General features: G+C 60.0%; 18 protein-coding genes. 10 read left to right on the plus strand and 8 right to left on the minus strand.

The features are described 5' to 3' along the window. Window positions 1-347: 347 nt before the first annotated feature. Window positions 348-1,406: an IS110 family RNA-guided transposase gene (locus tag AB4N44_RS03265; RefSeq protein ID WP_460111625.1), complete on the minus strand. Its 1,059-nt coding sequence runs from the start codon at window positions 1,404-1,406 to the stop codon at window positions 348-350. A 127-nt stretch (window positions 1,407-1,533) separates the two neighbouring features. Here AB4N44_RS03265 and AB4N44_RS03270 point away from each other — a divergent pair, with 127 nt between their 5' ends. The 5 genes from AB4N44_RS03270 to AB4N44_RS03290 all read left to right on the plus strand — a co-directional run bounded on the left by AB4N44_RS03270 (window position 1,534) and on the right by AB4N44_RS03290 (window position 6,765). Beyond that, entirely contained in the window at window positions 1,534-2,046 is a 513-nt protein-coding gene (locus AB4N44_RS03270) for a GNAT family N-acetyltransferase (RefSeq protein ID WP_460110240.1), read from the plus strand. A gap of 200 nt (window positions 2,047-2,246) precedes the next feature. Beyond that, window positions 2,247-3,425: an MFS transporter gene (locus AB4N44_RS03275; protein ID WP_127927782.1), complete on the plus strand. Its 1,179-nt coding sequence runs from the start codon at window positions 2,247-2,249 to the stop codon at window positions 3,423-3,425. A 157-nt stretch (window positions 3,426-3,582) separates the two neighbouring features. Continuing rightward, on the plus strand, window positions 3,583-4,269 hold the full coding sequence (locus tag AB4N44_RS03280) for an HPP family protein (RefSeq protein WP_460110238.1): 687 nt from the start codon (window positions 3,583-3,585) through the stop codon (window positions 4,267-4,269). A gap of 234 nt (window positions 4,270-4,503) precedes the next feature. Then, a complete protein-coding gene (locus AB4N44_RS03285; protein WP_127927786.1) occupies window positions 4,504-5,610 on the plus strand; it encodes an enoyl-CoA hydratase/isomerase family protein in 1,107 nt (368 codons plus the stop codon). A 3-nt stretch (window positions 5,611-5,613) separates the two neighbouring features. Next, on the plus strand, window positions 5,614-6,765 hold the full coding sequence (locus AB4N44_RS03290) for an acyl-CoA dehydrogenase family protein (RefSeq protein WP_460110236.1): 1,152 nt from the start codon (window positions 5,614-5,616) through the stop codon (window positions 6,763-6,765). Window positions 6,766-7,105: 340 nt separating this feature from the next. Here AB4N44_RS03290 and AB4N44_RS03295 read toward each other — a convergent pair whose 3' ends face one another. The 6 genes from AB4N44_RS03295 to AB4N44_RS03320 form a co-directional block, all read right to left on the minus strand. Beyond that, window positions 7,106-7,879 (minus strand): enoyl-CoA hydratase, encoded by a 774-nt coding sequence (locus AB4N44_RS03295; protein WP_460110235.1) that lies wholly within the window; start codon window positions 7,877-7,879, stop codon window positions 7,106-7,108. 16 nt (window positions 7,880-7,895) lie between these two features. Continuing rightward, entirely contained in the window at window positions 7,896-9,023 is a 1,128-nt protein-coding gene (locus AB4N44_RS03300) for an acyl-CoA dehydrogenase (protein ID WP_460110234.1), read from the minus strand. Window positions 9,024-9,166: 143 nt separating this feature from the next. Then, on the minus strand, window positions 9,167-10,360 hold the full coding sequence (locus AB4N44_RS03305; RefSeq protein ID WP_460110233.1) for an acetyl-CoA C-acyltransferase: 1,194 nt from the start codon (window positions 10,358-10,360) through the stop codon (window positions 9,167-9,169). A gap of 12 nt (window positions 10,361-10,372) precedes the next feature. Next, on the minus strand, window positions 10,373-11,134 hold the full coding sequence (locus AB4N44_RS03310) for an SDR family NAD(P)-dependent oxidoreductase (RefSeq protein WP_007918867.1): 762 nt from the start codon (window positions 11,132-11,134) through the stop codon (window positions 10,373-10,375). A gap of 16 nt (window positions 11,135-11,150) precedes the next feature. Then, window positions 11,151-12,815, minus strand: coding sequence for an AMP-binding protein (locus AB4N44_RS03315; RefSeq protein WP_460110231.1), 1,665 nt, complete (start codon window positions 12,813-12,815; stop codon window positions 11,151-11,153). Between the two features lie 907 nt (window positions 12,816-13,722). Then, on the minus strand, window positions 13,723-14,739 hold the full coding sequence (locus AB4N44_RS03320; RefSeq protein WP_160040203.1) for an AraC family transcriptional regulator: 1,017 nt from the start codon (window positions 14,737-14,739) through the stop codon (window positions 13,723-13,725). 290 nt (window positions 14,740-15,029) lie between these two features. On the opposite strand from AB4N44_RS03320, the gene efeU reads away from it, so the two are divergent. From efeU to efeO (AB4N44_RS03340), 4 genes are read left to right on the plus strand one after another with little or no spacing between them, the layout of a single operon-like run. Continuing rightward, window positions 15,030-15,875, plus strand: a complete 846-nt coding sequence (efeU, locus tag AB4N44_RS03325; protein WP_077572785.1) for an iron uptake transporter permease EfeU — start codon at window positions 15,030-15,032, stop codon at window positions 15,873-15,875. Window positions 15,876-15,883: 8 nt separating this feature from the next. Then, a complete protein-coding gene (gene efeO / locus AB4N44_RS03330; RefSeq protein ID WP_460110230.1) occupies window positions 15,884-17,083 on the plus strand; it encodes an iron uptake system protein EfeO in 1,200 nt (399 codons plus the stop codon). Window positions 17,084-17,101: 18 nt separating this feature from the next. Beyond that, a complete protein-coding gene (efeB, locus tag AB4N44_RS03335; protein WP_460110228.1) occupies window positions 17,102-18,400 on the plus strand; it encodes an iron uptake transporter deferrochelatase/peroxidase subunit in 1,299 nt (432 codons plus the stop codon). Window positions 18,401-18,429: 29 nt separating this feature from the next. Beyond that, on the plus strand, window positions 18,430-19,254 hold the full coding sequence (gene efeO, locus AB4N44_RS03340) for an iron uptake system protein EfeO (protein WP_127927807.1): 825 nt from the start codon (window positions 18,430-18,432) through the stop codon (window positions 19,252-19,254). A gap of 123 nt (window positions 19,255-19,377) precedes the next feature. On the opposite strand, the gene pssA is transcribed toward efeO (AB4N44_RS03340), so the two are convergent. Next, entirely contained in the window at window positions 19,378-20,721 is a 1,344-nt protein-coding gene (pssA, locus tag AB4N44_RS03345; RefSeq protein WP_150776603.1) for a CDP-diacylglycerol--serine O-phosphatidyltransferase, read from the minus strand. Between the two features lie 216 nt (window positions 20,722-20,937). On the opposite strand from pssA, the gene AB4N44_RS03350 reads away from it, so the two are divergent. After that, window positions 20,938-21,501 carry a TetR/AcrR family transcriptional regulator gene (locus tag AB4N44_RS03350; RefSeq protein ID WP_127927811.1) on the plus strand — a complete coding sequence of 188 codons (564 nt, stop codon included), beginning with the start codon at window positions 20,938-20,940 and terminating at the stop codon, window positions 21,499-21,501. The last annotated feature ends 22 nt before the right edge of the window (window positions 21,502-21,523 follow it).

Raw genomic sequence — 21,523 nt, forward strand, 5'->3', positions numbered from 1 at the left:
TACACCGCCCCCCTTGTAGGCGCTGCCGAAGGCTGCGATCTTTTGATCTTGTTTCTTGAAATCCAGATCAAAAGATCGCAACCGGCGGCAGCTCCTATGTATGGACTCGCCCCACCATTCAACCCGCTTTTGAACACTGCTACCCGGTTGCATCTATGTATAAGGCCTATTCGAGGAAGCGTTAACCGGCTTCTGGCCAACATTGGGTAAGCTCGCGATATGCCGATTACAGTAAGGCCTCAAGGGCCAGTAGGAGCTCAGGCATCAATTCGCGACGGTCTGACCTGGGGTCAATGTTCTTAGCAGGGGTTGAAGCGGCTTAGCGCCTCGGTGGCAGAACTCTTTTATCAGTGACTCATCGTCGCCTCCTGGCCGTTGCCCGGCTGGCGACGATATGTTTGATCGTTTTGCAGCAGCACCCACAAAATCCGAAGGTTGCGATTAGCCAATCGCACCGCAGCTTCCTTGCGACCCAAGCGGTTGATCCAGCGTTGCAGCCGCTGATCGTCCGGCTGCTGTGAATCAGGCCGCAGTTGCCTTAAAACAGCATGAGCGCCCTGGATCGTCAGACTGCGCAAATACGCATCACCATGCTTGCTCATCTTGCCCAGTCGGGTCTTCTCGCCAGAACTGTGCTGGCTGGGCACCAACCCGAAATAGGCGGCGAACAAGCGGGCGTTGGCGAACCGTTCAGGCTCGGTCTGCTTGGCGATCAGCGCCGTGGCGATGATCGGGCCAACACCGCGCACCGTCATCAGCCGCTTCGCCGTCTCGTCTTCTTTCGCTGCCATTTCCAGCCGGCCGGTCAGCACGTTGACGCGATCGCCCAATTGACTCCATTCGCCCAGCAATTCAGCAATCAGTTCACGCAACAAATCAGGCAGCGGTTGGGTGGCATCTTCCAATATTCGAGGCACGAGCTGGCTGATCGCAATTTCGCCCTGTGCCATGGCCACTCCATGTTCGAGCAGTAAACCGCGCATTTGATTGCCGACCGCAGTGCGCCGCCGCACATATCCCTGACGCGCCCGGTGTAGAGCCTGCATCGCCATCGCGGCCGCGCTCTTGATCGGCACCGCCGAGATTTTGCAGTCGCGGCCGGCACGCAAGATAGCCAAAGCATCGTTGCGATCATTTTTCGGGCCGCTGCGGTGGCTGGCGACCAGTTGAGCGGGCAGGATGCGAACAGGATTACCCTGCACTTGCAGCAACCGCGCCCATGCTTGAGCACCGGGCCCGGTTTCCACCAACACCGTCACGCTCGGAGGAAGCTCACGGAGAAATACCTGAAAGGCTTCGCGTGACTTGATTCTCTCCTCGAATATCAGCAGGCCGAGGGCATCTTCCCCTGCCACCTGGAAAACCCTTTTGGCAAGATCCACTGCGACTGTGGAGCATGCCGACACGTCGGCTGACAAAGACTGATTATTCGTCGTATGCTTTTTCATGGCCTCGCCCTCGCTGTCGTTGGCTTCTATAAGAATGCCACCGTGGCGCACAGACGCCTCGGCTTGGGCGAGTCCATACAATTACATGAACATGATCATTCGCATCGCAAGGCCCGCTGACGCGTTGGCCCTCCCTGCCATCGAACGCTCGGCTGCCGAGCTGTTCCGTCTTGACCCGCAATTGGCCTGGCTGGCGGATGCCGAGGTGGCGGAGGTTGCGCAACATGTGCGGGCTATCGAGGAGGCGAATGTGTGGGTCGCCGAAAGTACCGAACTGGCAGGGTTTCTCCGCGCAGTCGAAATCGACCAGCACCTGCACATTGAAGAGTTGTCTGTCAGTCAGGCCTTTCAGGGCCAGGGCATCGGTCGACGGCTGGTTTCGGCGGCGATTGAACAAGCGCGCGCGTTGAGGTTGAACGCAGTGACATTGACCACGTTTCGCGACCTGCCGTGGAATGCGCCGTTTTATCAGCGCATGGGGTTTGTCGAGTTGACGTCCGCACCTACCGCTGGCTATTTGCACGACGCCGTACAGGCCGAAATCGCACTGGGTTTTCCCGCGAACCGCCGCTGCGCCATGCACCTGCCCCTGATTTGAACGCAACGAAAATCCCCTGTGGGAGCGAGCCTGCTCGCGAAGGCGCAGTGTCAGTCAACATTGATGTATCTGACACAACGCATTCGCGAGCAGGCTCGCTCCCACAGGGGATGGTGTTATGGCAGCTTGACCGTTGGTGATTGCCCGGTAAGGATGGCGTACGCCCGCCAGGCATTCTCAAATAAGGACATTGACCCTTCGTGGCCACCTACTCGCGCCTCATCCGCCGGTTGATGATCAGCTCGCTGACCGTCGTTATCAGCCGCGCCCTGATCAGCCCGCTACTGACGCTGTTCCTCAGCAACAAGCTCGGCCTCAACCCGCAAGACGTCGGTCTGCTGCTGGGCATTGCGGTGTTCAGCGCCACGCTGTTGTCGTTGTACGGGGGTTACATCATCGATCGGCTCGACAAACGCCAGTTGCTGATCCTGACCATGCTCTCCAGCGGTATCGGTCTGATCCTGCTGACCTTCGCGCAGAATCTGTATCTGGTCACCCTGGTGCTGATCATCAGCGAAACGGCATCGGCGCTGTTCCTCATCTGCTCCAAAGCCATCCTCAGTGAAAACCTGCCAGTCGGCCAACGGGTCAAGGCGTTTTCCCTCAACTACACATTGACCAACATCGGCTATGCCGTCGGCCCGATGATCGGCGTGGTGATTGCCGGGGTGCAGCCCTCTGCGCCCTTTATCGTGGCCGGTGCGATTGCCATCGGCAGCATCTTTCTGCTGCTCGGCGCCGGCCGGGAAGCCAGCCCGATTGCTCCAGTCGCCGCACCGCCGAGTTTTCTGAAAACCCTGATCATCCTGAAAAACGACCGCACGATGATCCTGTTTACTCTGGGCTGCCTGCTCAGCACGCTGGTGCACGGACGTTTCACCCTGTACCTGTCGCAATACCTACTGGTCACCCACACCCAGCAACAGACGCTGGACACCATGGCCGCCCTGCTCGCCTGCAACGCAATCACGGTGATCCTGTTGCAGTACCAGATCGGCCGCTTGCTCAGCCGTGAACACCTGCGTCACTGGATAGCCGGCGGCACCGCGTTGTTCATCGTCGGGCTGATCGGCTTCAGTCTGGCCGACAGCCTGATCGGTTGGTGCGTGGCGATGTTCATCTTCACCTTGGGCGAGATGATCATTTACCCGGCCGACTTTCTGTTCGTCGACACATTGGCCCCGGAAGACCTGCGCGGCAGCTATTACGGCGCGCAGAATCTGGCGGCGCTGGGTGGTGCGGCCAGCCCAGTCATGTGCGGATTTCTGCTGATGCACACACCGGCGCCGAGCATGTTCTATGCCTTGAGCGCACTGGCGGCGGTGGGCGGCTATTTGTGTTTCGTCAGTGGCCGTCGCGTCGCTTCAATTCAAAATTAATGCACTAAATGTGCATTAATATGAATTTGTCAGCATCGATTTTGATCGGCACACTGTGCGTGTTCCTCCCCCAATGTTGGAACGCTTCGAGGGCTTTCCGGATATGCCGGACAAGTCCTTTTTTTTGCCTCGAATTTGCTGCAAGGATCGGATTCACATGCTCGCTCGCTGGTTGCCCGCCGCCATCAATACCCGCCCCACCGAATGGAGCCGTGCCGCGATCGGCATGGCATTGGGCACATTGTTCAGTGTGTGGCTGTGCGCGCAGGTGTTTGGCCATGAAGTCGCCTATCACCTGATCGGACCGCTGGGGGCGTCGGCGGTGTTGCTGTTTGCCGTGTCGTCCGGTGCCCTCGCCCAGCCCTGGTCGATTCTCGGCGGCTACTTGTGTGCCGGCGTCGTGGCGTTGCTGGTGGCCCACGTGCTCGGCCGAACTCTGGGCAGCGCCTGTCTGGCGGCGGGCATGGCGCTGATTCTGATGTGCTGGCTGCGCTGTCTGCATCCGCCGGCCGGTGCGTTGGCACTGACACTGGTTCTGGCCGATCCGGCGACCATCGCGATGGACTGGAAAGCCATGGAACCGGTGATGCTCGGCGCGGCGTGCATGCTGCTCAGTGCCCTCGCTTACAACAACCTGACACGGATTCGTTATCCGAAACGTCCGGCTGAACCGGCGCCGCTGGTTGCACCGGTCGACAATCAGGCGATCACCGCCGAAGACCTCAAGCTGGCGCTGGCCGACATGGAGGCCTTCATCGACATCACCCCCGAAGATCTGGAACAGTTGATCCACGCCAGCGAACTGCACGCCAAGCGCCGCAGCATTACCCAAACCTTCCGCTGAATCCCTGTGTAGGAGCTGCCGCAGGCTGCGATCTTTTGATCTTGTTCTTAAAGGTCAAAAGATCGCAGCCTTCGGCAGCTCCTACATGAGCCCGCGTACATTTTCGACTAAGGTAAAAACGCAGACAGGCCCTGCACTTATCCCCGTTGTACAGGGCAAATTTGCACTGTTACGATCCGGTAACGCTCGCGCGCGAGCTTCTCGAATAAAGACAATAAAAGCAGGGAGTTACTGATGACAGCTCAGGCTTCATCCCCGCGGACTCAGTCCATGGACGCCACGCAGAACGAAGTGCTGGCCGAGGTTCGCAACCATATCGGTCACCTGACCCTCAACCGCCCCGCCGGTCTCAACGCCATTACCCTCGACATGGTGCGTTTGCTGCAACAGCAGCTCGATGCCTGGGCGACTGACGCCAATGTTCACGCCGTGGTCCTGCGCGGTGCCGGTGAAAAAGCCTTCTGTGCCGGCGGCGACATTCGTTCGCTGTACGACAGTTTCAAAAGCGGCGACACGCTGCACGAAGATTTCTTCGTCGAGGAATACGCCCTCGACCTGACGATTCATCACTACCGCAAACCCGTGCTGGCGCTGATGGACGGTTTCGTCCTCGGCGGCGGCATGGGCCTGGTGCAAGGCGCCGATCTGCGCGTGGTCACCGAGAAGAGCCGTCTGGCGATGCCGGAAGTGGCCATCGGTTATTTCCCGGATGTCGGTGGCAGTTATTTCCTGCCGCGCATTCCCGGTGAGCTGGGGATTTACCTGGGCGTCAGCGGCGTGCAGATCCGTGCCGCCGATGCGCTGTATTGCGGCCTCGCCGATTGGTATCTGGACAGCAGCAAACTGGCGCTGCTCGACGAAAAACTCGATCAGATGGAATGGCAGGACACGCCGCTCAAGGCGCTGCAGAATCTATTGGCCAAACACGCCGTGCAGACCTTGCCTGACGCTCCTCTTGAAGCTTTGCGCCCGGCCATCGACCATTTCTTCGCGCTGCCGGACGTACCGAGCATGGTCGAGCAACTGCGCGCGGTGACCGTCGCCGACAGCCACGAATGGGCGACCACCACGGCTGATCTGCTGGAAACCCGCTCGCCGCTGGCGATGGCAGTGACCCTGGAAATGCTCCGTCGCGGCCGTCACTTGAGCCTGGAACACTGCTTCGCTCTCGAACTGCATCTGGATCGCCAGTGGTTCGCGCGCGGCGACCTGATCGAAGGCGTACGCGCCCTGCTGATCGATAAAGACAAGACACCGCGCTGGAACCCGCCGACCCTCGCTGCGCTGAACGCTACGCATGTCGCGAGTTTCTTCCACGGTTTTGATGAGAGCGGGAGCTGAGCCATGCACGATCTCGAACTGACTGAAGAACAAGTGATGATCCGCGACATGGCCCGGGACTTTGCCCGTGGCGAAATCGCACCCCATGCGCAGGCCTGGGAAAAGGCTGGCTGGATTGACGACGCACTCGTCGCCAAGATGGGTGAGCTCGGTTTGCTCGGCATGGTGGTGCCCGAGGAATGGGGTGGCACCTACGTCGATTACGTCGCTTATGCACTGGCCGTGGAAGAGATTTCCGCCGGTGATGGCGCGACCGGCGCATTCATGAGCATCCACAACTCGGTCGGCTGCGGTCCGGTGCTCAACTACGGCAGCGAAGCACAGAAACAGACCTGGCTGGCGGATCTGGCCAGCGGCAAAACCATCGGCTGCTTTTGCCTGACCGAACCGCAGGCCGGCTCCGAAGCGCACAACCTGCGCACCCGCGCCGAACTGCGTGACGGCCAGTGGGTGATCAACGGCGCCAAGCAATTTGTCAGCAACGGCAAACGGGCGAAGCTGGCGATCGTGTTTGCGGTGACTGATCCGGATCTGGGCAAGAAAGGCATTTCGGCGTTTCTGGTGCCGACCGATACCGCCGGTTTTATCGTTGATCGTACTGAACACAAAATGGGCATCCGCGCTTCAGACACCTGCGCGGTGACGCTGAACAACTGCAGCATTCCCGAGGCCAATCTGCTCGGCGAGCGCGGCAAAGGCCTGGCGATTGCACTGTCCAACCTTGAAGGCGGACGCATCGGCATTGCCGCGCAAGCACTGGGTATCGCCCGTGCGGCGTTTGAAGCGGCGCTGGTGTATTCGCGTGATCGTATCCAGTTCGGCAAGCCGATCAACGAACACCAGAGCATCGCCAACATGCTGGCTGACATGCACATGCAGATCAATGCGGCGCGGCTGATGATCCTGCATGCGGCGCGTCTGCGTACGGCGGGCAAACCGTGTTTGTCCGAAGCGTCACAGGCCAAGCTGTTTGCATCGGAAATGGCCGAGAAAGTGTGTTCGTCGGCGATTCAGATTCATGGCGGGTATGGGTATCTGGAGGATTACCCGGTCGAGAAGTACTACCGTGATGCGCGGATTACGCAGATCTATGAGGGCTCGAGCGAGATTCAGCGGATGGTCATTGCGCGGGAGTTGAAGAACTATCAGTTGTGATGGTGTTGGCCCCTTCCCTCACCCCAGCCCTCTCCCAGAGGGAGAGGGAGCCGACCGAGGTGTCTGGCGTTATACGTCGACCTGAAAGACCGAGTCGATTACGGATTCAATAAAGCACTTTCAGGTCGGCGTACCTCCCAAGCATCCCCCAATCAGTCCCCTCTCCCTCCGGGAGAGGGTTAGGGTGAGGGGCTTTTGATTTTGATGTATATCAAACCTTAAAAGCTTCGCGAGCAGGCTCGCTCCCACAGAGATCTCCAGCGAACACAGATTGTGTGAACGCCGAGAACCTCATGTGGGAGCGAGCCTGCTCGCGAAGGCGTCAGCTCAGGCACCACATTTATTTGCCTTGGAATGCAGCCTCACGCTTGGCAATAAACGCCGCCATCCCTTCCTTCTGATCCTGCGTGGCAAACGCCGCATGGAACACCCGACGCTCGAAACGCACGCCTTCCGTCAGGTTCACTTCAAAGGCACGATTGACGCTCTCCTTGATCATCATCGCAATCGGCAGCGACTTGCTGGCAATCACCGCCGCCACCTTCAGCGCTTCATCGAGCAACTCATCACTCGGCACGATCCGCGCAACGATGCCGCAACGCTCGGCCTCAACCGCATCGATCAAGCGCCCGCTCAGGCACATCTCCATGGCTTTCGCTTTGCCGACGGCGCGCGTCAGGCGCTGGGTGCCACCCATACCCGGCAACACCCCGAGGTTGATTTCCGGTTGGCCAAACTTCGCGTTATCACCGGCCAGAATAAAGTCGCACATCAACGCCAGCTCACAACCACCGCCGAGGGCAAAACCGTTGACCGCCGCAATAATCGGCTTACGCCGGTTGGCCACGCGGTCACTGTCGCTGAACAGGTCGTCCATGTAGATCTGCGGGTAGGTCAGTTCGGCCATTTCCTTGATGTCGGCACCGGCGGCAAAGGCCTTTTTCGAACCGGTGAGGACAATGCAACCGATGTTCGCATCCGCTTCCAGCGCATCAAGGGCCTGGTTCACTTCGCTGACCAGTTGCGCATTCAGCGCATTCAGCGCCTGCGGGCGGTTGAGGGTGATCAGGCCAACGCCGCCGTGGGTTTCGAGCAGAATGGTTTCGTACGTCATGAATAAAAATTCCTTCTTAAAGATTGCGCGAAATGACAATGCGCTGAATATCGCTGGTGCCTTCGTAGATCTGGCAGACGCGTACGTCGCGGTAGATACGTTCCAGCGGGAAGTCGTTGAGGTAACCGTAACCGCCGAGGGTTTGCAACGCCATCGAACAGACCTTTTCGGCCATTTCCGAAGCGAACAGTTTTGCCATAGAGGCTTCGACCAGTGCCGGTTGCCCGCTGTCGCGCAGGGCCGCAGCGTAATGCACCATCTGCCGGGCGACGGCGATTTGCGTGGCCATGTCGGCCAGGCGGAATGCCACGGCCTGATGTTCAATAATTGGTTTGCCGAAGGTGTCGCGCTCACGGGCATAATCGCGCGCTGCTTCAAATGCGGCGCGGGCCATGCCTACCGATTGCGACGCAATGCCGACGCGGCCACCTTCAAGATTGGCCAGCGCAATCTTGTAGCCCTCGCCCTCTTCACCCAAACGGTTGGCCACCGGCACTTTCACATCTTCAAAGAGAATCTGGCAGGTGTCGGACGCGTGTTGACCGAGCTTGTCTTCGACGCGGGCGACTTTGTAGCCCGGTGAATCGGTCGGCACGATAAACGCAGTGATGCCGCGTTTGCCGGCACTCGGATCGGTCACCGCAAACACAATCACGATCCCGGCGTTTTGCCCTGAAGTGATGAACTGTTTGCAGCCATTCAGCACATAGTGATCGCCTTCCAGCCGTGCCCGGGTTTTCAGGCTGCTGGCATCGGAACCGGCTTGCGGCTCGGTCAGCGCAAATGCGCCGAGCATGGTGCCGCTGGCCAAGGGTTTGAGGAAGCGTTCGCGCTGATCGTCGTTGCCGAACTTGAGGATCGGCACGCAGCCGACCGAGTTGTGCACGCTCATGATCGTCGAGCAGGCGCCGTCGCCGGCGGCGATTTCTTCCAGGGCCATGGCGTACGCCAAGTAACCGGTGTCGCAACCGCCCCACTGCTCCGGCACGAGCATGCCGAAGAAGCCCAGCCCGGCCATCTGGCCGATGGCTTCCTTGGGAAAACGGTGCTCGCGATCCCACTCGGCGGCGAACGGTTTCAGGCGTTCCTCGGCAAACTGCCGGGCCATGTCGCGGATCTGGGTTTGGTCTTCGTTGGGAATCATGGGGAATCCTTAAATATCAGTCGCACCGCTTTCACCTGTAGGAGTGAGCCTGCTCGCGATAGCGGTGGGTCATATAAATCAGTGGTGACTGACACGACGTCATCGCGAGCAGGCTCACTCCTACAAGGGGATTGGCGTTTGTTTCAGTAGACGCATTCCACAGCCATGGCCGTCGCTTCGCCGCCGCCAATGCAGATCGCCGCGATGCCGCGTTTCTGCTTTCTCTGGCGCAAAGCCGAGAGCAACGTCACCAGAATCCGCGCCCCCGACGCACCGATCGGATGACCCAGCGCACAGGCACCGCCATGCACATTCAGCTTGTCATGCGGGATTTCCAGGTGCGTCATCGCCGCCATGCCAACCACGGCAAACGCCTCGTTGACCTCAAACAGATCGACATCACCCAGCGACCAACCGGTTTTCTTGATCAGTTTCTTGATCGCACCAATCGGCGCCACCGGGAACAGGCCTGGGGTGTCGGCAAACGCGGCATGACCATGGATCACCGCCAACGGTTTCAGACCGAGTTTCTGCGCTTGCGACTGACGCATCAGCACCAGTGCCGCCGCGCCGTCCGAGATCGAACTGGAGTTCGCCGCCGTCACCGTGCCGCCCTCACGGAACGCCGGTTTCAGCGAGGCCACTTTGTCGAGTTTGGCTTTCGGCGGCTGCTCGTCATGGCTGATCAGCACCTGTTCTTTGCCGACGGTCACGGTCAGCGGGACGATTTCGTCCTTGAAGCTGCCGTCCTTGATCGCCTGCTGCGCGCGGGTGGTCGAGGCGATGGCAAAAGCGTCCTGCGCCTCACGGCTGAAGCCATTGGTTTCGGCGCAATCCTCGGCGAAGGTGCCCATCAGGCGCCCTTTGTCGTAAGCGTCTTCAAGGCCATCGAGGAACATCGAGTCGAGCACACGGCCATGGCCCATGCGGTAACCGGCGCGGGCACGATCCAGCAGGTATGGCGAGTTGGACATGCTTTCCATGCCACCGGCGATCACCACATCGGCGCTGCCAGCGATCAGCATATCGTGGGCGAGAATGGTGGTTTCCATGCCCGAGCCGCACATCTTGTTGACGGTGGTGCAACGGGTCGATTTATCCAGCCCGGCGCCCAACGCAGCCTGACGCGCAGGCGCCTGACCGAGGCCCGCAGGCAATACGCAACCAAACAACACTTCATCGACTGCATCGCTGGCGACACCGGCGCGTTCAACCGCAGCCTTGATCGCCGCAGCACCGAGTTGCGGCGCGGTGAGATTTTTCAGTTCGCCCTGAAAGCCGCCCATTGGCGTGCGCACGGCGCTGACGATAACAATCGGATCGTTGGAAATAGTCATGACAAATCCTCCTTACTTGGCGGCCATACGCAAGGCGCCGTCGAGACGGATCACCTCGCCGTTGAGCATGCTGTTTTCGATGATATGCCGAACCAGCGCGGCGTACTCGGCAGGCTTGCCCAGGCGCGGCGGGAACGGCACGCCGGCGGCCAGCGAATCGCGGACTTCCGGGGTCATGCCAGCCATCATCGGCGTTTCGAAAATGCCTGGGGCGATGGTCATTACGCGAATGCCGAAGCGCGCCAGTTCGCGGGCAGCCGGCAGGGTCAGGCTGGCGATCGCGCCTTTCGAAGCAGAGTACGCCGCTTGGCCGATCTGGCCGTCGAACGCCGCGACAGATGCAGTGTTGATGATCACGCCGCGTTCGCCATCAGCGTTTGCCTCGGATTCGGCAATCGCCGCAGCGGCCAGACGCAGCATGTTGAAGCTGCCGATCAGGTTGACATTGATCACTTGCGCGAAGCTGCTCAGCGCATGTGGGCCGTTCTTGCCGAGGATCTTCTCGCCACGGACGATACCGGCGCAGTTGACCAGACCGTTGAGGCTGCCGAAGGCTTTGACGGTCGCCTGCACGGCGGCTTCTGCAGCGGCTTCGTTGCTGATGTCGGCGACCACACTTTGTGCGCCCAGACGCTGAGCCTGAGCGGCGACGGCTTCGGCGTTCATGTCCACCAGCATCACTTTGGCGCCGGCACTGACCAACAATTCAGCGGTGGCTGCACCGAGGCCCGATGCGCCGCCGGTGACGATAAAAACCTTGTTCTCGATCTGCATGACTGTATTTCCTGATTCAAGCTGAAACGTTATGCGCCGCAGCCTCTTGAGCTTTGGCGATTTCCTGGTTGCGCAAGATAAAGCGCTGCAATTTGCCACTTGGGGTCTTGGGCAATTCGCTGACAAATTCGATTTCACGCGGGTATGAGTGCGCTGCCAGGCGCTTACGCACATGTTGCCGCAGCTCTTCGGCCAGCTCGGGCGCGGCGCGGTATTGCGCACTCAATACGACAAAAGCTTTGACCAGCTCGGTGCGTTCCGGATCGGGTTTACCGACCACCGCTGCTTCGACCACCGCCGGGTGTTCGATCAGCGCGCTTTCCACGTCGAACGGGCCGACGCGGTAGCCGGAGGTGGTGATCACGTCATCGCTGCGACCGACGAAGCTGATGCTGCCGTCCGGGTTCCATTCCACGGTGTCGCCGCTCAGGTAGTAATCGCCGACGAAGGCTTTGGTCGGCGCGCCTTCATAACCGCCGAACCAGCACATCGGCGATTGCGGCCGGTCGATGGCGAGAATGCCCGGCTGTCCGACGCCGAGTTCGTTGTACTGCTCATCCAGCACGACGATGCGATGGCCCGGCGAGGCAAAACCGGCGGCGCCGACGTGCACCGGATGGTCGAGGCCGTGGTGATTGCACAGGACCATACCCAGTTCGGTCTGGCCGTAATGGTCATGAATGACCACATCGAGGTTGTCGGCGAACCAACGAATCACTTCCGGGTTCAGCGGCTCACCGGCGCTGCTGACGATGCGCAATTTACCTTTGATCGACTTGGCGAACTCATCGCCGCCGGCAATCAACAAACGATAAGCCGTTGGCGAACCGGTGAGGTTAGTGATGCCGTACTTGTTGATCACCCGGCAGGTGCTTTCGAGGGTGAACGGGCCATCGTAGAAGGTGATCGGATGGCCCATCGACAACGGGCCGGTGACGCCGAAATAGATGCCGTAGGCCCAGCCCGGATCGGCGACGTTCCAGAATGAATCTTCCGGGCGCAGATCGACGGCATCGCGAGTGTAACTCTGGAAGGCGACGATGGCTTTGAGTGGCACCGACAGCGCTTTCGACGGGCCGGTGGTGCCTGAGGTGAACATCAGCAAAAACGGGTCTTCACCCGTCAGCAATACCGGTTCGCAGACGCTGGAATGGTTGGCCAGTTCGGCCCAGAAACTGAAGTCGCCACGGACGATGCCCTGGCCTTTCGCGCCGCCGACGGTAACGAGGGTCGGGCAATCGGCGACTTCAGCGAGTTTCGGCCGGTTGACCGCGTCGGTGACCACGACTTTGGCGCCGGAGCTGTTCAGGCGATGTTCGAGGGCTTTGGGGCCGAACGCGGTGAACAGCGGCTGATACACCGCGCCAATGCGCCAGGTGGCCAACACAGTGATGAGCAATTCGACGTTGCGCGGCAGCAGACCAGCGACCTTGTCACCTTTCTGCACGCCTTGGGCGAGAAGGAAATTGGCGAAACGCGCGGCTTTGTCTTGCAGATCGCTGAAGGTGTACGTCGCACTGGCGCCGTCGCGGCCCTCCCAGAACAGCGCGATGCGCCCCGGCAAGGCATGGCGGTCGCAGCATTCGACGCAGGCGTTGAGCGCCTCAAGCGTACCGCTGAGCGCGGCATCCACGGTGTGCTGATAGTTGAACTGTGCGGTGGCAGACAAGTAATCGCGCATTGCCAGAATCCCTCTGTTTTTTATTAGGCTGGGAAGCGTAAACAACAGAGGGATAGTCGCGCTGTGCGGGGGTTGGGGCAATGGTCAAAGCTATCAATGTGGCTGACTGGTTTGGCCATGCCCTGCCACACCGATCGTTCCCACGCTCTGCGTGGGAATGCAGCCTCGGACGCTCTGCGTCCGCTCCAGAACTGGAACGCGGAGCGTCCCTTGAGGCATTCCCACGCGGAGCGTGGGAACGATCAAGCGGCGGGAAGTGTTCGATCAGACAACCTCATTCAGAATCAGCGTGCGGTAATGTCCCGGATTGGACCCCGACCACTTGCGAAACGCCCTCCTGCCACACCGATCGTTCCCACGCTCTGCGTGGGAATGCAGCCTCGGACGCTCTGCGTCCGCTCCGAGCTGGAACGCGGAGCGTCCCTTGAGGCATTCCCACGCGGAGCGTGGGAACGATCAAACGGCGGGATGTGTTGGGTCAGACAACCTCGTTCAGGATCAACGTGCGATAGTGGCCCGGATTCGACCCCGACCACTTGCGAAACGCCCTCCTGCCACACCGATCATTCCCACGCTCTGCGTGGGAATGCAGCCTCGGACGCTCTGCGTCCGCTCCAGAGCTGGAACGCGGAGCGTCCCTTGAGGCATTCCCACGCAGAGCGTGGGAACGATCAAGCGGCGGATGTGTTGGATCAGACAACCTCATTCAGGATCAGCGTGCGATAGTGGCCCGGATTCGACCCCGACCACTTGCGAAACGCCCTCCTGCCACACCGATCGTTCCCACGCTCTGCGTGGGAATGCAGCCTCGGACGCTCTGCGTCCGCTCCAGAACTGGAACGCGGAGCGTCCCTTGAGGCATTCCCACGCGGAGCGTGGGAACGATCAAGCGGCGGGATGTGTTGGGTCAGACAACCTCGTTCAGGATCAACGTGCGATAGTGGCCCGGATTCGACCCCGACCACTTGCGAAACGCCTTGTAGAACGAACTCGCATCGGCAAACCCCAAGCGGCTGGCAATCTCGACAAAACTGATAGAAGGTTCCGCCAGCCAGATAATCGCCAACTCCTTGCGCACGCTGTCCTTGAGGCCTTGATAGGTCTGCCCTTCCTCGGCCAGTCGCCGGCGCAAGGTCGAGGCCGACATGCACAACTGTTGCGCCAGTGCCTCGGTTTCCGGCCATTGTTCAGCGGGCAGTTGTCGCAGGTCGTGTTTGATCCGACTGGCCAGACTCTGCGGGTCGCGGTACTTCACCAGAATGTTCGCCGGTGCATGAGCTAGAAAGCGTTTCAGTTCTTCCGCGCTGCGCTTGATCGGCAGATCGAGGCAATCCGCCGAGAAAATCATCCGCGTACGCGGCCGCTCGAAACGCAGGTTTTCCGAGAACATCACCCGGTAATCATCGGTGAAGTCCGGCGCCGCGCAGCGCAGTTCGATGGCCAGAATCGGAATCCGCCGCCCGGCCAGCCAGCAGGCCACACCGTGGACGATCATCCAGTAGGTGAAATAAGTGAAGGCGCGGCGCGGTTCGGGGTCATCCTCCAGCAGGACGATTTCCGCGAGACTTTGCTGGTGCACCAGTTGCGCCGGCATGCGTTCAAGCATCAATGACAGAAAGCTCAGGCCCGTGCTCAAACCCGCTGCCAGCGTCGGTTGCGCCATCGCGCTGCGACAGAGGAATTCAAGGCTGCCGGACTTGAGCTTGCGCGGGTCCATGCCGAAGAACTCGTCATCGCCACGGCGGGCCAGCAAGCGCCAGAGCTTTGCGTACTGCGAGGCCGGCACCCGGCTGTGTTCGGTTGGCAGCAACGCCGGATCAATCCCGACCTTGTTCAAGACCTCTTCGGTGGCTGCGCCCGGAGCACAACTTTGCAGCAGCGCTTCACGCACCAGTTGAACGGCGATGGTGTCTTTTTCCGACATGGAGCGCGGTTAACCTTGTTGTTTTGGGTGGTGGGCATATTACCGCAGGTGGCGAATTCAACACGAACCCCCTGTAGGAGTGAGCCTGCTCGCGATAGCGGTGGGTCTGAAAAATCAGCGCTGACTGACACGACGCCATCGCGAGCAGGCGAAGGCCTACAGGGATCAATGCGAGGCAAAAATTGAGGTCGTTCAGCAACTGTTCAGGTTTATGTCAATCAATGTCATGTGAGAATGACTTTCATTATGTTACAACTTGTAACCTCTTCGAATGACTTGTTGGATGCCGAATGCTCGTTCCCTTTCTGATCATGCTGCGCGAAGGCATTGAAGCCGCGCTGATCGTTGGCATTATCGCCAGCTACCTGCAACAGACCGGCCGTGGCCAGTGGATGCCCGCCGTGTGGATCGGCGTGTTTCTCGCCGCAGCCCTCGCCCTGCTGGTCGGCGGTGGACTGGAGTTGGTCAGCGCTGAATTCCCGCAAAAGCAGCAGGAGCTGTTCGAGGGCATTGTCGGCCTGGTGGCCGTGGGCATTCTCAGCTCCATGGTGTTCTGGATGCGCAAGGTCGCGCGCTCGATCAAGCATTCGCTGCAAGCTTCGCTGGATCAGGCGCTGACTTCTTCGAAGCATCAAGTGATCGCCTTGATCGCCATGGTCTTTTTCGCCGTCGCCCGGGAAGGCCTGGAAACGGTGTTTTTCCTGCTCGCGGTGTTCCAGCAGAGCGAAGGCCCGGGCGCGCCGATCGGTGCCCTGCTCGGGTTGATTCTGGCGATCATCGTCGGTTTCCTGATCTACAGCGGCAGCATGCGCCTGAACCTTTCGGCGTTCTTCAAGTGGACCGGCCTGTTCATTCTGGTGGTTGCCGCCGGGATTCTTGCCAACTCGGTGCAGGCGCTGCATGAAGCCGGGCTGTGGAATCACCTGCAAACCGTGCTGTTCGACTTCAGCGCGACGCTGCCGATGGACGGCCCGCTGGGCTCGGTGCTGGCCGGCATGTTCGGTTATCAGGATGCGCCGACCGTCAGCACCCTTGGGGCGTATCTGATCTATCTGCTGGTGGCACTGGTGATGTTCTTTTACCCGGCTCCCGCGCCGAAGCCTTCCGCACAATCGTCTTCCGTTTCCAGCCAATAAGGGCATTCATGTCAAAGCCTAATACTCCTCAGGCCTCCCCTCCCCGCGCCTTGCGCTGGGCGGTGGCCGGCTCGGTGGTGGTGATGATCGCCGCCGGTGGTCTGTTTTATTACGCCTCGAAAATGGCTGCGGCCAAGCGTCAGCACAATCACGATGAAGTGGTGGTGAACATTCATCCGGGCAGTTGCGAGCCGAACGCGCTGACGGTGCCGGCCGGCCGCGCCAGTTTCCGCATCGTCAACCGCTCCGATCGTGCGGTGGAATGGGAAATCCTCGACGGCGTGCTCGTCGTTGAGGAGCGCGAAAACATCGCGCCGGGCCTGAGTCAGGTAATCAATGCCAACCTGCAACCCGGTGATTACGCGATCACTTGCGGTTTGCTGAGCAACCCGCGCGGCACCCTCCACGTAACGCCGACGGCAGCCTCTGATGCTGCGGCCAAAGCCAAACCGTCGATGGTCGCCTTCGTCGGGCCGCTGTCGGAATTCCGCGTGTACCTGGCCAGCCAGAGCAGCGCGCTGATCAAAGCCGTGACCGAGCTCAATCAAGCCATCGAAAGTGGCGACTTGAGTCAGGCGCAGGCGCTGTACTTGCCGGCGCGTGCCGCTTATCAACGTCTGGCCCCGGCCGCCCAGCGTCTGGCCGAACTGGACAACAGCATCAACGCCCGCGCCGATTACTTCGAAAAACGCGAACAGGATCCAGCGTTCGTCGGTTTCCACCGCCTCGAATACGCCCTGTTCCAGCAACGAAAACTCGACGAACTGACGCCGGTCGCCCAGCGTCTGCTCAGCGACGTCACCACGCTCAAACAACAACTGCTCGCGCAGAGCCTGCCACCGGAGCAACTGGTCAACATCGTCGTGCGCAACCTCAACACCCTGGCCGACGTGCGCGCCGCCAGCGGTGAAGAAGAACGCTACAGCCACAGCGACCTCAACGGTTTCGCTGCCAACGCGCAAACCGCACACAAAGTCGTCGATCTGCTGCGGCCAATGCTGAGCAAGTCGGCGGCCGAGCTGCTGCCGAAAATCGATAAGGCACTGGCGGATTTCGACAGCGAACTCGACACCTACAAGATCAAGGACGGCTACGCCAGCTACGACTCCGTCAGCGGCGCACAACGCAAGCAGATCGCCGACAAGGCCCAGGCTCTGGCCGACGCACTGGATGGCATCGATCCCGCCCTCGGCCTCTCCGGCCTGTAAGCAGAAGACGAATTCCCGATGAAAGATATCGAACCACTCAACCTGCAACGTCGCCGTGTCTTGATGGGCATGGGCGCCGCCGGTGTCGCCCTCGCTGGTTCCGCCTTGAGCTGCCCGGCCATGGCTGCCGCGCCTGCGCAAGTCACCGAAGCACCGAGCAGCGACAAAACCGAAGACCGCCACGATTTCCACGGCGTGCATCAGACCGGCATCGTCACCCCGCGCCCGGCCTCGGGCATGCTGGTGTCGTTCGATGTGTTGGCCAGTGATCGCGAAGATCTTGAGCGGCTTTTCCGCACCCTCAACGAGCGCATCGCGTTCCTGATGACGGGCGGCCCGGTCGCGCAGATCGATCCGAAACTGCCGCCGCCGGACTCCGGCATCCTCGGCCCGAACGTGACGCCGGACAACCTGACCATCACCGTTTCCGTCGGCGAGTCGCTGTTCGACGAGCGCTTCGGTCTGGCCGACGCCAAACCCAAACGGCTTATCCGTATGGTCGGCTTCCCCAACGATGCTCTGGAGGCCGATTGCTGCCACGGCGACCTGAGTTTGCAGTTCTGCTCGAACACCGCTGACACCAACATTCACGCCCTGCGCGACATCGTCAAAAACCTCCCTGATCTGCTGCTGGTGCGCTGGAAACAGGAAGGCAGCGTACCGCCGCAAGCCCCGGCGAAACCCGGTGTGCCGGCGCAATCGGCGCGCAACTTCCTTGGTTTCCGCGACGGCTCGGCCAACCCTGATTCCAACGATGGCAAAGCCATGGATCGTCTGGTCTGGGTGCAACCGGGCAGTGACGAACCGGCCTGGGCCGCCCACGGCAGTTATCAGGCTGTGCGGATCATCCGCAACTTCGTCGAGCGCTGGGATCGCACGCCGCTGCAGGAGCAGGAAAGCATTCTTGGCCGGGTCAAAACCACCGGTGCACCGATGGGTGGCCAGCATGAAAGCGAAGTCCCGGACTACAGCAAGGACCCGGCGGGCAAGCTGACCAAACTCGACGCGCACATTCGTCTGGCCAACCCACGCACCACCGAGAGCCAAGCCAATTTGATCCTGCGCCGGCCATTCAACTACTCCAACGGCGTCAACAAGAACGGCCAGCTCGACATGGGCCTGCTGTTCATCTGCTACCAGGCCGATCTGGAAAAAGGCTTCATCACCGTGCAGACCCGCCTCAACGGCGAGCCGCTGGAGGAATACCTCAAGCCGGTCGGCGGCGGTTACTTCTTCACCTTGCCGGGTGTCACGGGCGACAAGGACTTCATCGGTCGCTCGCTGCTCAACGCCACACAACCAAAAACTGCTGCCTGAAACAACATCTCAACACTGGAGCCGCCCCCATGAAAAAGACGCCACTCGCGCTATTGCTGACCCTTGGTTTGCTCAACACCCCGCTGTCGGCGTTTGCCGCGACAGCGCCGCTGGATCTGGTCGGGCCGGTGTCGGACTACAAGATTTACGTCACCGAAAAACTCGATGAACTGGGCAGCCACACTCAACAATTCACCGATGCGGTGAAGAAAGGCGACCTGGCCACTGCGCAAAAGCTCTACGCGCCGACCCGCGTTTACTACGAGTCGATCGAGCCGATTGCCGAACTGTTCAGTGACCTTGATGCGTCCATCGACTCCCGTGTCGACGATCACGAGCAAGGCGTGAAAGCAGAAGATTTCACCGGTTTCCACCGCATCGAATACACGCTGTTCTCGGAGAAAAGCACTCAGGGCCTGAACGCGCTGGCGGATAAGCTCAACAGCGACGTCAAAGACCTGCAGACCCGCGTGGCTGGTCTGACTTTCCCGCCTGAGAAAGTCGTCGGTGGTGCTGCCGCACTGCTGGAAGAAGTCGCTGCGACCAAGATCTCCGGCGAAGAAGATCGCTACAGCCACACCGACCTGTATGACTTCCAGGGCAATATCGACGGTGCGAAGAAAATCGTTGATCTGTTCCGTCCGCAAATTGAAGAACAGGACAAGGCGTTTGTCGCGAAGGTCGACAAGAACTTTGCCACGGTCGACAAGATTCTGGCCAAGTACAAGACCAAGGACGGCGGTTTCGAGACGTATGACAAGGTGAAGGATAACGACCGTAAAGCGCTGGTTGGGCCGGTGAATACGCTGGCTGAAGACCTGTCCACGTTGCGTGGCAAACTCGGTCTCAACTGAGTTCTTGTAGCGTATGTTGAGACCCTATCGCGAGCAGGCTCACTCCTACATTTGGAATGCGTTCCCCTGTAGGAGTGAGCCTGCTCGCGATAGCGGTTGTATGACCGCTACAAATTTAAAGCCTTACAGAATCCGGTAGAGCAACCGCTCAATCCGCACCCGACTCACGCGCTTGAGAAACTTGGCCACCCCGGCCGGGTACTCTGGCAGCGTCTCCAGACTCTGAAAGCTGTCGATCCGCGTGGTATGGCGGAAAATCTCTTCCAGCTCCTTCGCTCGCGGCTCCAGCCATTCGCCTTTCGGGTCATCAATCAGCAGCGCGTTTTCCAGGTCCAGGCGGAACGCCCGTGGATTGAGGTTGTTGCCGGTCAGCAACGTATAGCGCTGATCGATCCACATGCCCTTGAGGTGATAGGTGTTGTCGCCATCACGCCACAAGTGCAGGTTCAACTGACCGCTGTCGATGTTGCGCTGATGGCGCTTGGCAAAGCGGCGCAGGCTGATCTCGTACAGATAGGGCAACGCCGCAATCACCTTGAACGGCTCGCTCGGCGGAATGTAGAAGTCGTTGGCGGTCTTGTCGCCGACGACGATGTCGATCTTCACGCCACGGGCCAACGCACGGTTGATCTCACGGATCACGCCCAGCGGCAGGTTGAAGTACGGCGTGCAGATGGTCAGTTGTTTTTGCGCGCTGGCGATCAACTCAAGAATCGCCCGGTTCAACGGGTTGTTCTTGCCGACGCCGAGCAACGGCGTAACGCACAGGCCATCTCGGGCGGTGCTGCCAGTGGCGGTGTCGTACGTGGCGTACTTGAGACGGCTGCGCAGGTCGCCGATGTCGTTGCGCAGGCTGCGCGTGGTCGGCAGGTTCGGCAGGTCGAGGCGGTGCACGGCTTTCGATTCAATCAGACCGTGCTTGACCAGGTGATGCATCGAGTCGGCCAGTTCGCGGCTTTGCAGGACGTGATAACGGTCGAAGCGGTACTTGTCGAACTTGTGCAGGTAGACGTTGTTCAGGCTCGCGCCGCTGTAGACCACACAGTCGTCGATCACGAAGCCCTTCAGATGCAGCACGCCAAACAACTCGCGGGTCTGCACCGGCACGCCGTACACCGGCACTTCGCTCTGGTGCGTGCGGGTCATTTCCTGATACCACGCCGAGTTACCCGGCTGTTTACCGGCACCGATCAGCCCGCGCTGGGCGCGCAACCAATCGACCACCACGGCAATTTCCAGCTCGGGACGCTTGAGCTTGGCGGCGTGCAGCGCATCGAGGATTTCCTGACCGGCTTCGTCTTGCTGCAGATACAGCGCAACGATGTAGATGCGCTGGGTCGCGGCAGCGATTTTCTCGAGCAGGCAACGACGGAACTCGGCGGCGCCGGACAGAATGGTCACGGCTTCGGCGGTCAGCGGAAAGCTGCGCAATTTGGGCAGCAAGGAACGTTTGAAAAGCAACGGCATAGGGCTCGCAATGGGTCGAATCCGAAGAACCCGAGAGCTTACACCATCGCATCCTTGGGGTCTTGTCAGTGTCTGTAATGCCCCCTTCGCGAGCAAGCTCGCTCCCACATTTGAAATGCATTCCCCTGTGGGAGCGAGCTTGCTCGCGAAAGCGATTTCACCAGCAATAAAAATACCCGCTTGACCAAGGAGAACAATCGTTCTACTGTTCGCCACATGAAAGAAATCACTAGCAACGACACACGCGACATCATTCTGGATGTCACCGAAAAGCTGATCTACAAAAGTGGCATCGCTGCCACCAGCATGGATCTTCTGGTGAAAACCGCCGGCGTCTCCAGAAAAAGTATCTACCGTTACTTTGCCGACAAGGACGCCTTGACCGTTGCCGCCCTGCAACGCCGCGACGTGCGCTGGATGCACTGGTACCGAAGCGCTGTCGATCAGGCTGAAACCCCGGCTGATCGCCTGCTCAACCTGTTCACCGTGCTCAAGAGCTGGTTCGCCTCGGAAGGTTTCCGTGGCTGCGCGTTCATCAACACCAGCGGCGAGACCGGCGACCCGCAGGACCCGGTGCGCCTGGTCGCCAAAGAACACAAACAGAAGCTGCTCGACTATGTGTGCGAGCTGTGTACCGAACATGGCGCCGAGGATCCGCAACTGCTGGCCAGACAGCTGCTGATTCTGATTGACGGTGCCATTACCGTAGCGCTTGTGATGGGTGATCACAGTGCCGCCGATAATGCGCAATGCATGGCGCGAAAGTTATTGGACCTGTAACGCCTTAATAAGCCGGACAAGT

This window comes from Pseudomonas sp. S3_C06 (genome assembly GCF_054667675.1).

Coding starts and splice junctions, on each gene's coding strand:
- AB4N44_RS03270 (WP_460110240.1), top strand. CDS start 1,534: ATGAACATGATCATTCGCATCGCAAGGCCCGCTGACGCGTTGGCCCTC.
- AB4N44_RS03280 (WP_460110238.1), top strand. CDS start 3,583: ATGCTCGCTCGCTGGTTGCCCGCCGCCATCAATACCCGCCCCACCGAA.
- AB4N44_RS03285 (WP_127927786.1), top strand. CDS start 4,504: ATGACAGCTCAGGCTTCATCCCCGCGGACTCAGTCCATGGACGCCACG.
- AB4N44_RS03290 (WP_460110236.1), top strand. CDS start 5,614: ATGCACGATCTCGAACTGACTGAAGAACAAGTGATGATCCGCGACATG.
- AB4N44_RS03295 (WP_460110235.1), bottom strand. CDS start 7,879: ATGACGTACGAAACCATTCTGCTCGAAACCCACGGCGGCGTTGGCCTG.
- AB4N44_RS03300 (WP_460110234.1), bottom strand. CDS start 9,023: ATGATTCCCAACGAAGACCAAACCCAGATCCGCGACATGGCCCGGCAG.
- AB4N44_RS03305 (WP_460110233.1), bottom strand. CDS start 10,360: ATGACTATTTCCAACGATCCGATTGTTATCGTCAGCGCCGTGCGCACG.
- AB4N44_RS03310 (WP_007918867.1), bottom strand. CDS start 11,134: ATGCAGATCGAGAACAAGGTTTTTATCGTCACCGGCGGCGCATCGGGC.
- AB4N44_RS03315 (WP_460110231.1), bottom strand. CDS start 12,815: ATGCGCGATTACTTGTCTGCCACCGCACAGTTCAACTATCAGCACACC.
- AB4N44_RS03320 (WP_160040203.1), bottom strand. CDS start 14,739: ATGTCGGAAAAAGACACCATCGCCGTTCAACTGGTGCGTGAAGCGCTG.
- efeU (WP_077572785.1), top strand. CDS start 15,030: ATGCTCGTTCCCTTTCTGATCATGCTGCGCGAAGGCATTGAAGCCGCG.
- efeO (WP_460110230.1), top strand. CDS start 15,884: ATGTCAAAGCCTAATACTCCTCAGGCCTCCCCTCCCCGCGCCTTGCGC.
- efeB (WP_460110228.1), top strand. CDS start 17,102: ATGAAAGATATCGAACCACTCAACCTGCAACGTCGCCGTGTCTTGATG.
- efeO (WP_127927807.1), top strand. CDS start 18,430: ATGAAAAAGACGCCACTCGCGCTATTGCTGACCCTTGGTTTGCTCAAC.
- pssA (WP_150776603.1), bottom strand. CDS start 20,721: ATGCCGTTGCTTTTCAAACGTTCCTTGCTGCCCAAATTGCGCAGCTTT.
- AB4N44_RS03350 (WP_127927811.1), top strand. CDS start 20,938: ATGAAAGAAATCACTAGCAACGACACACGCGACATCATTCTGGATGTC.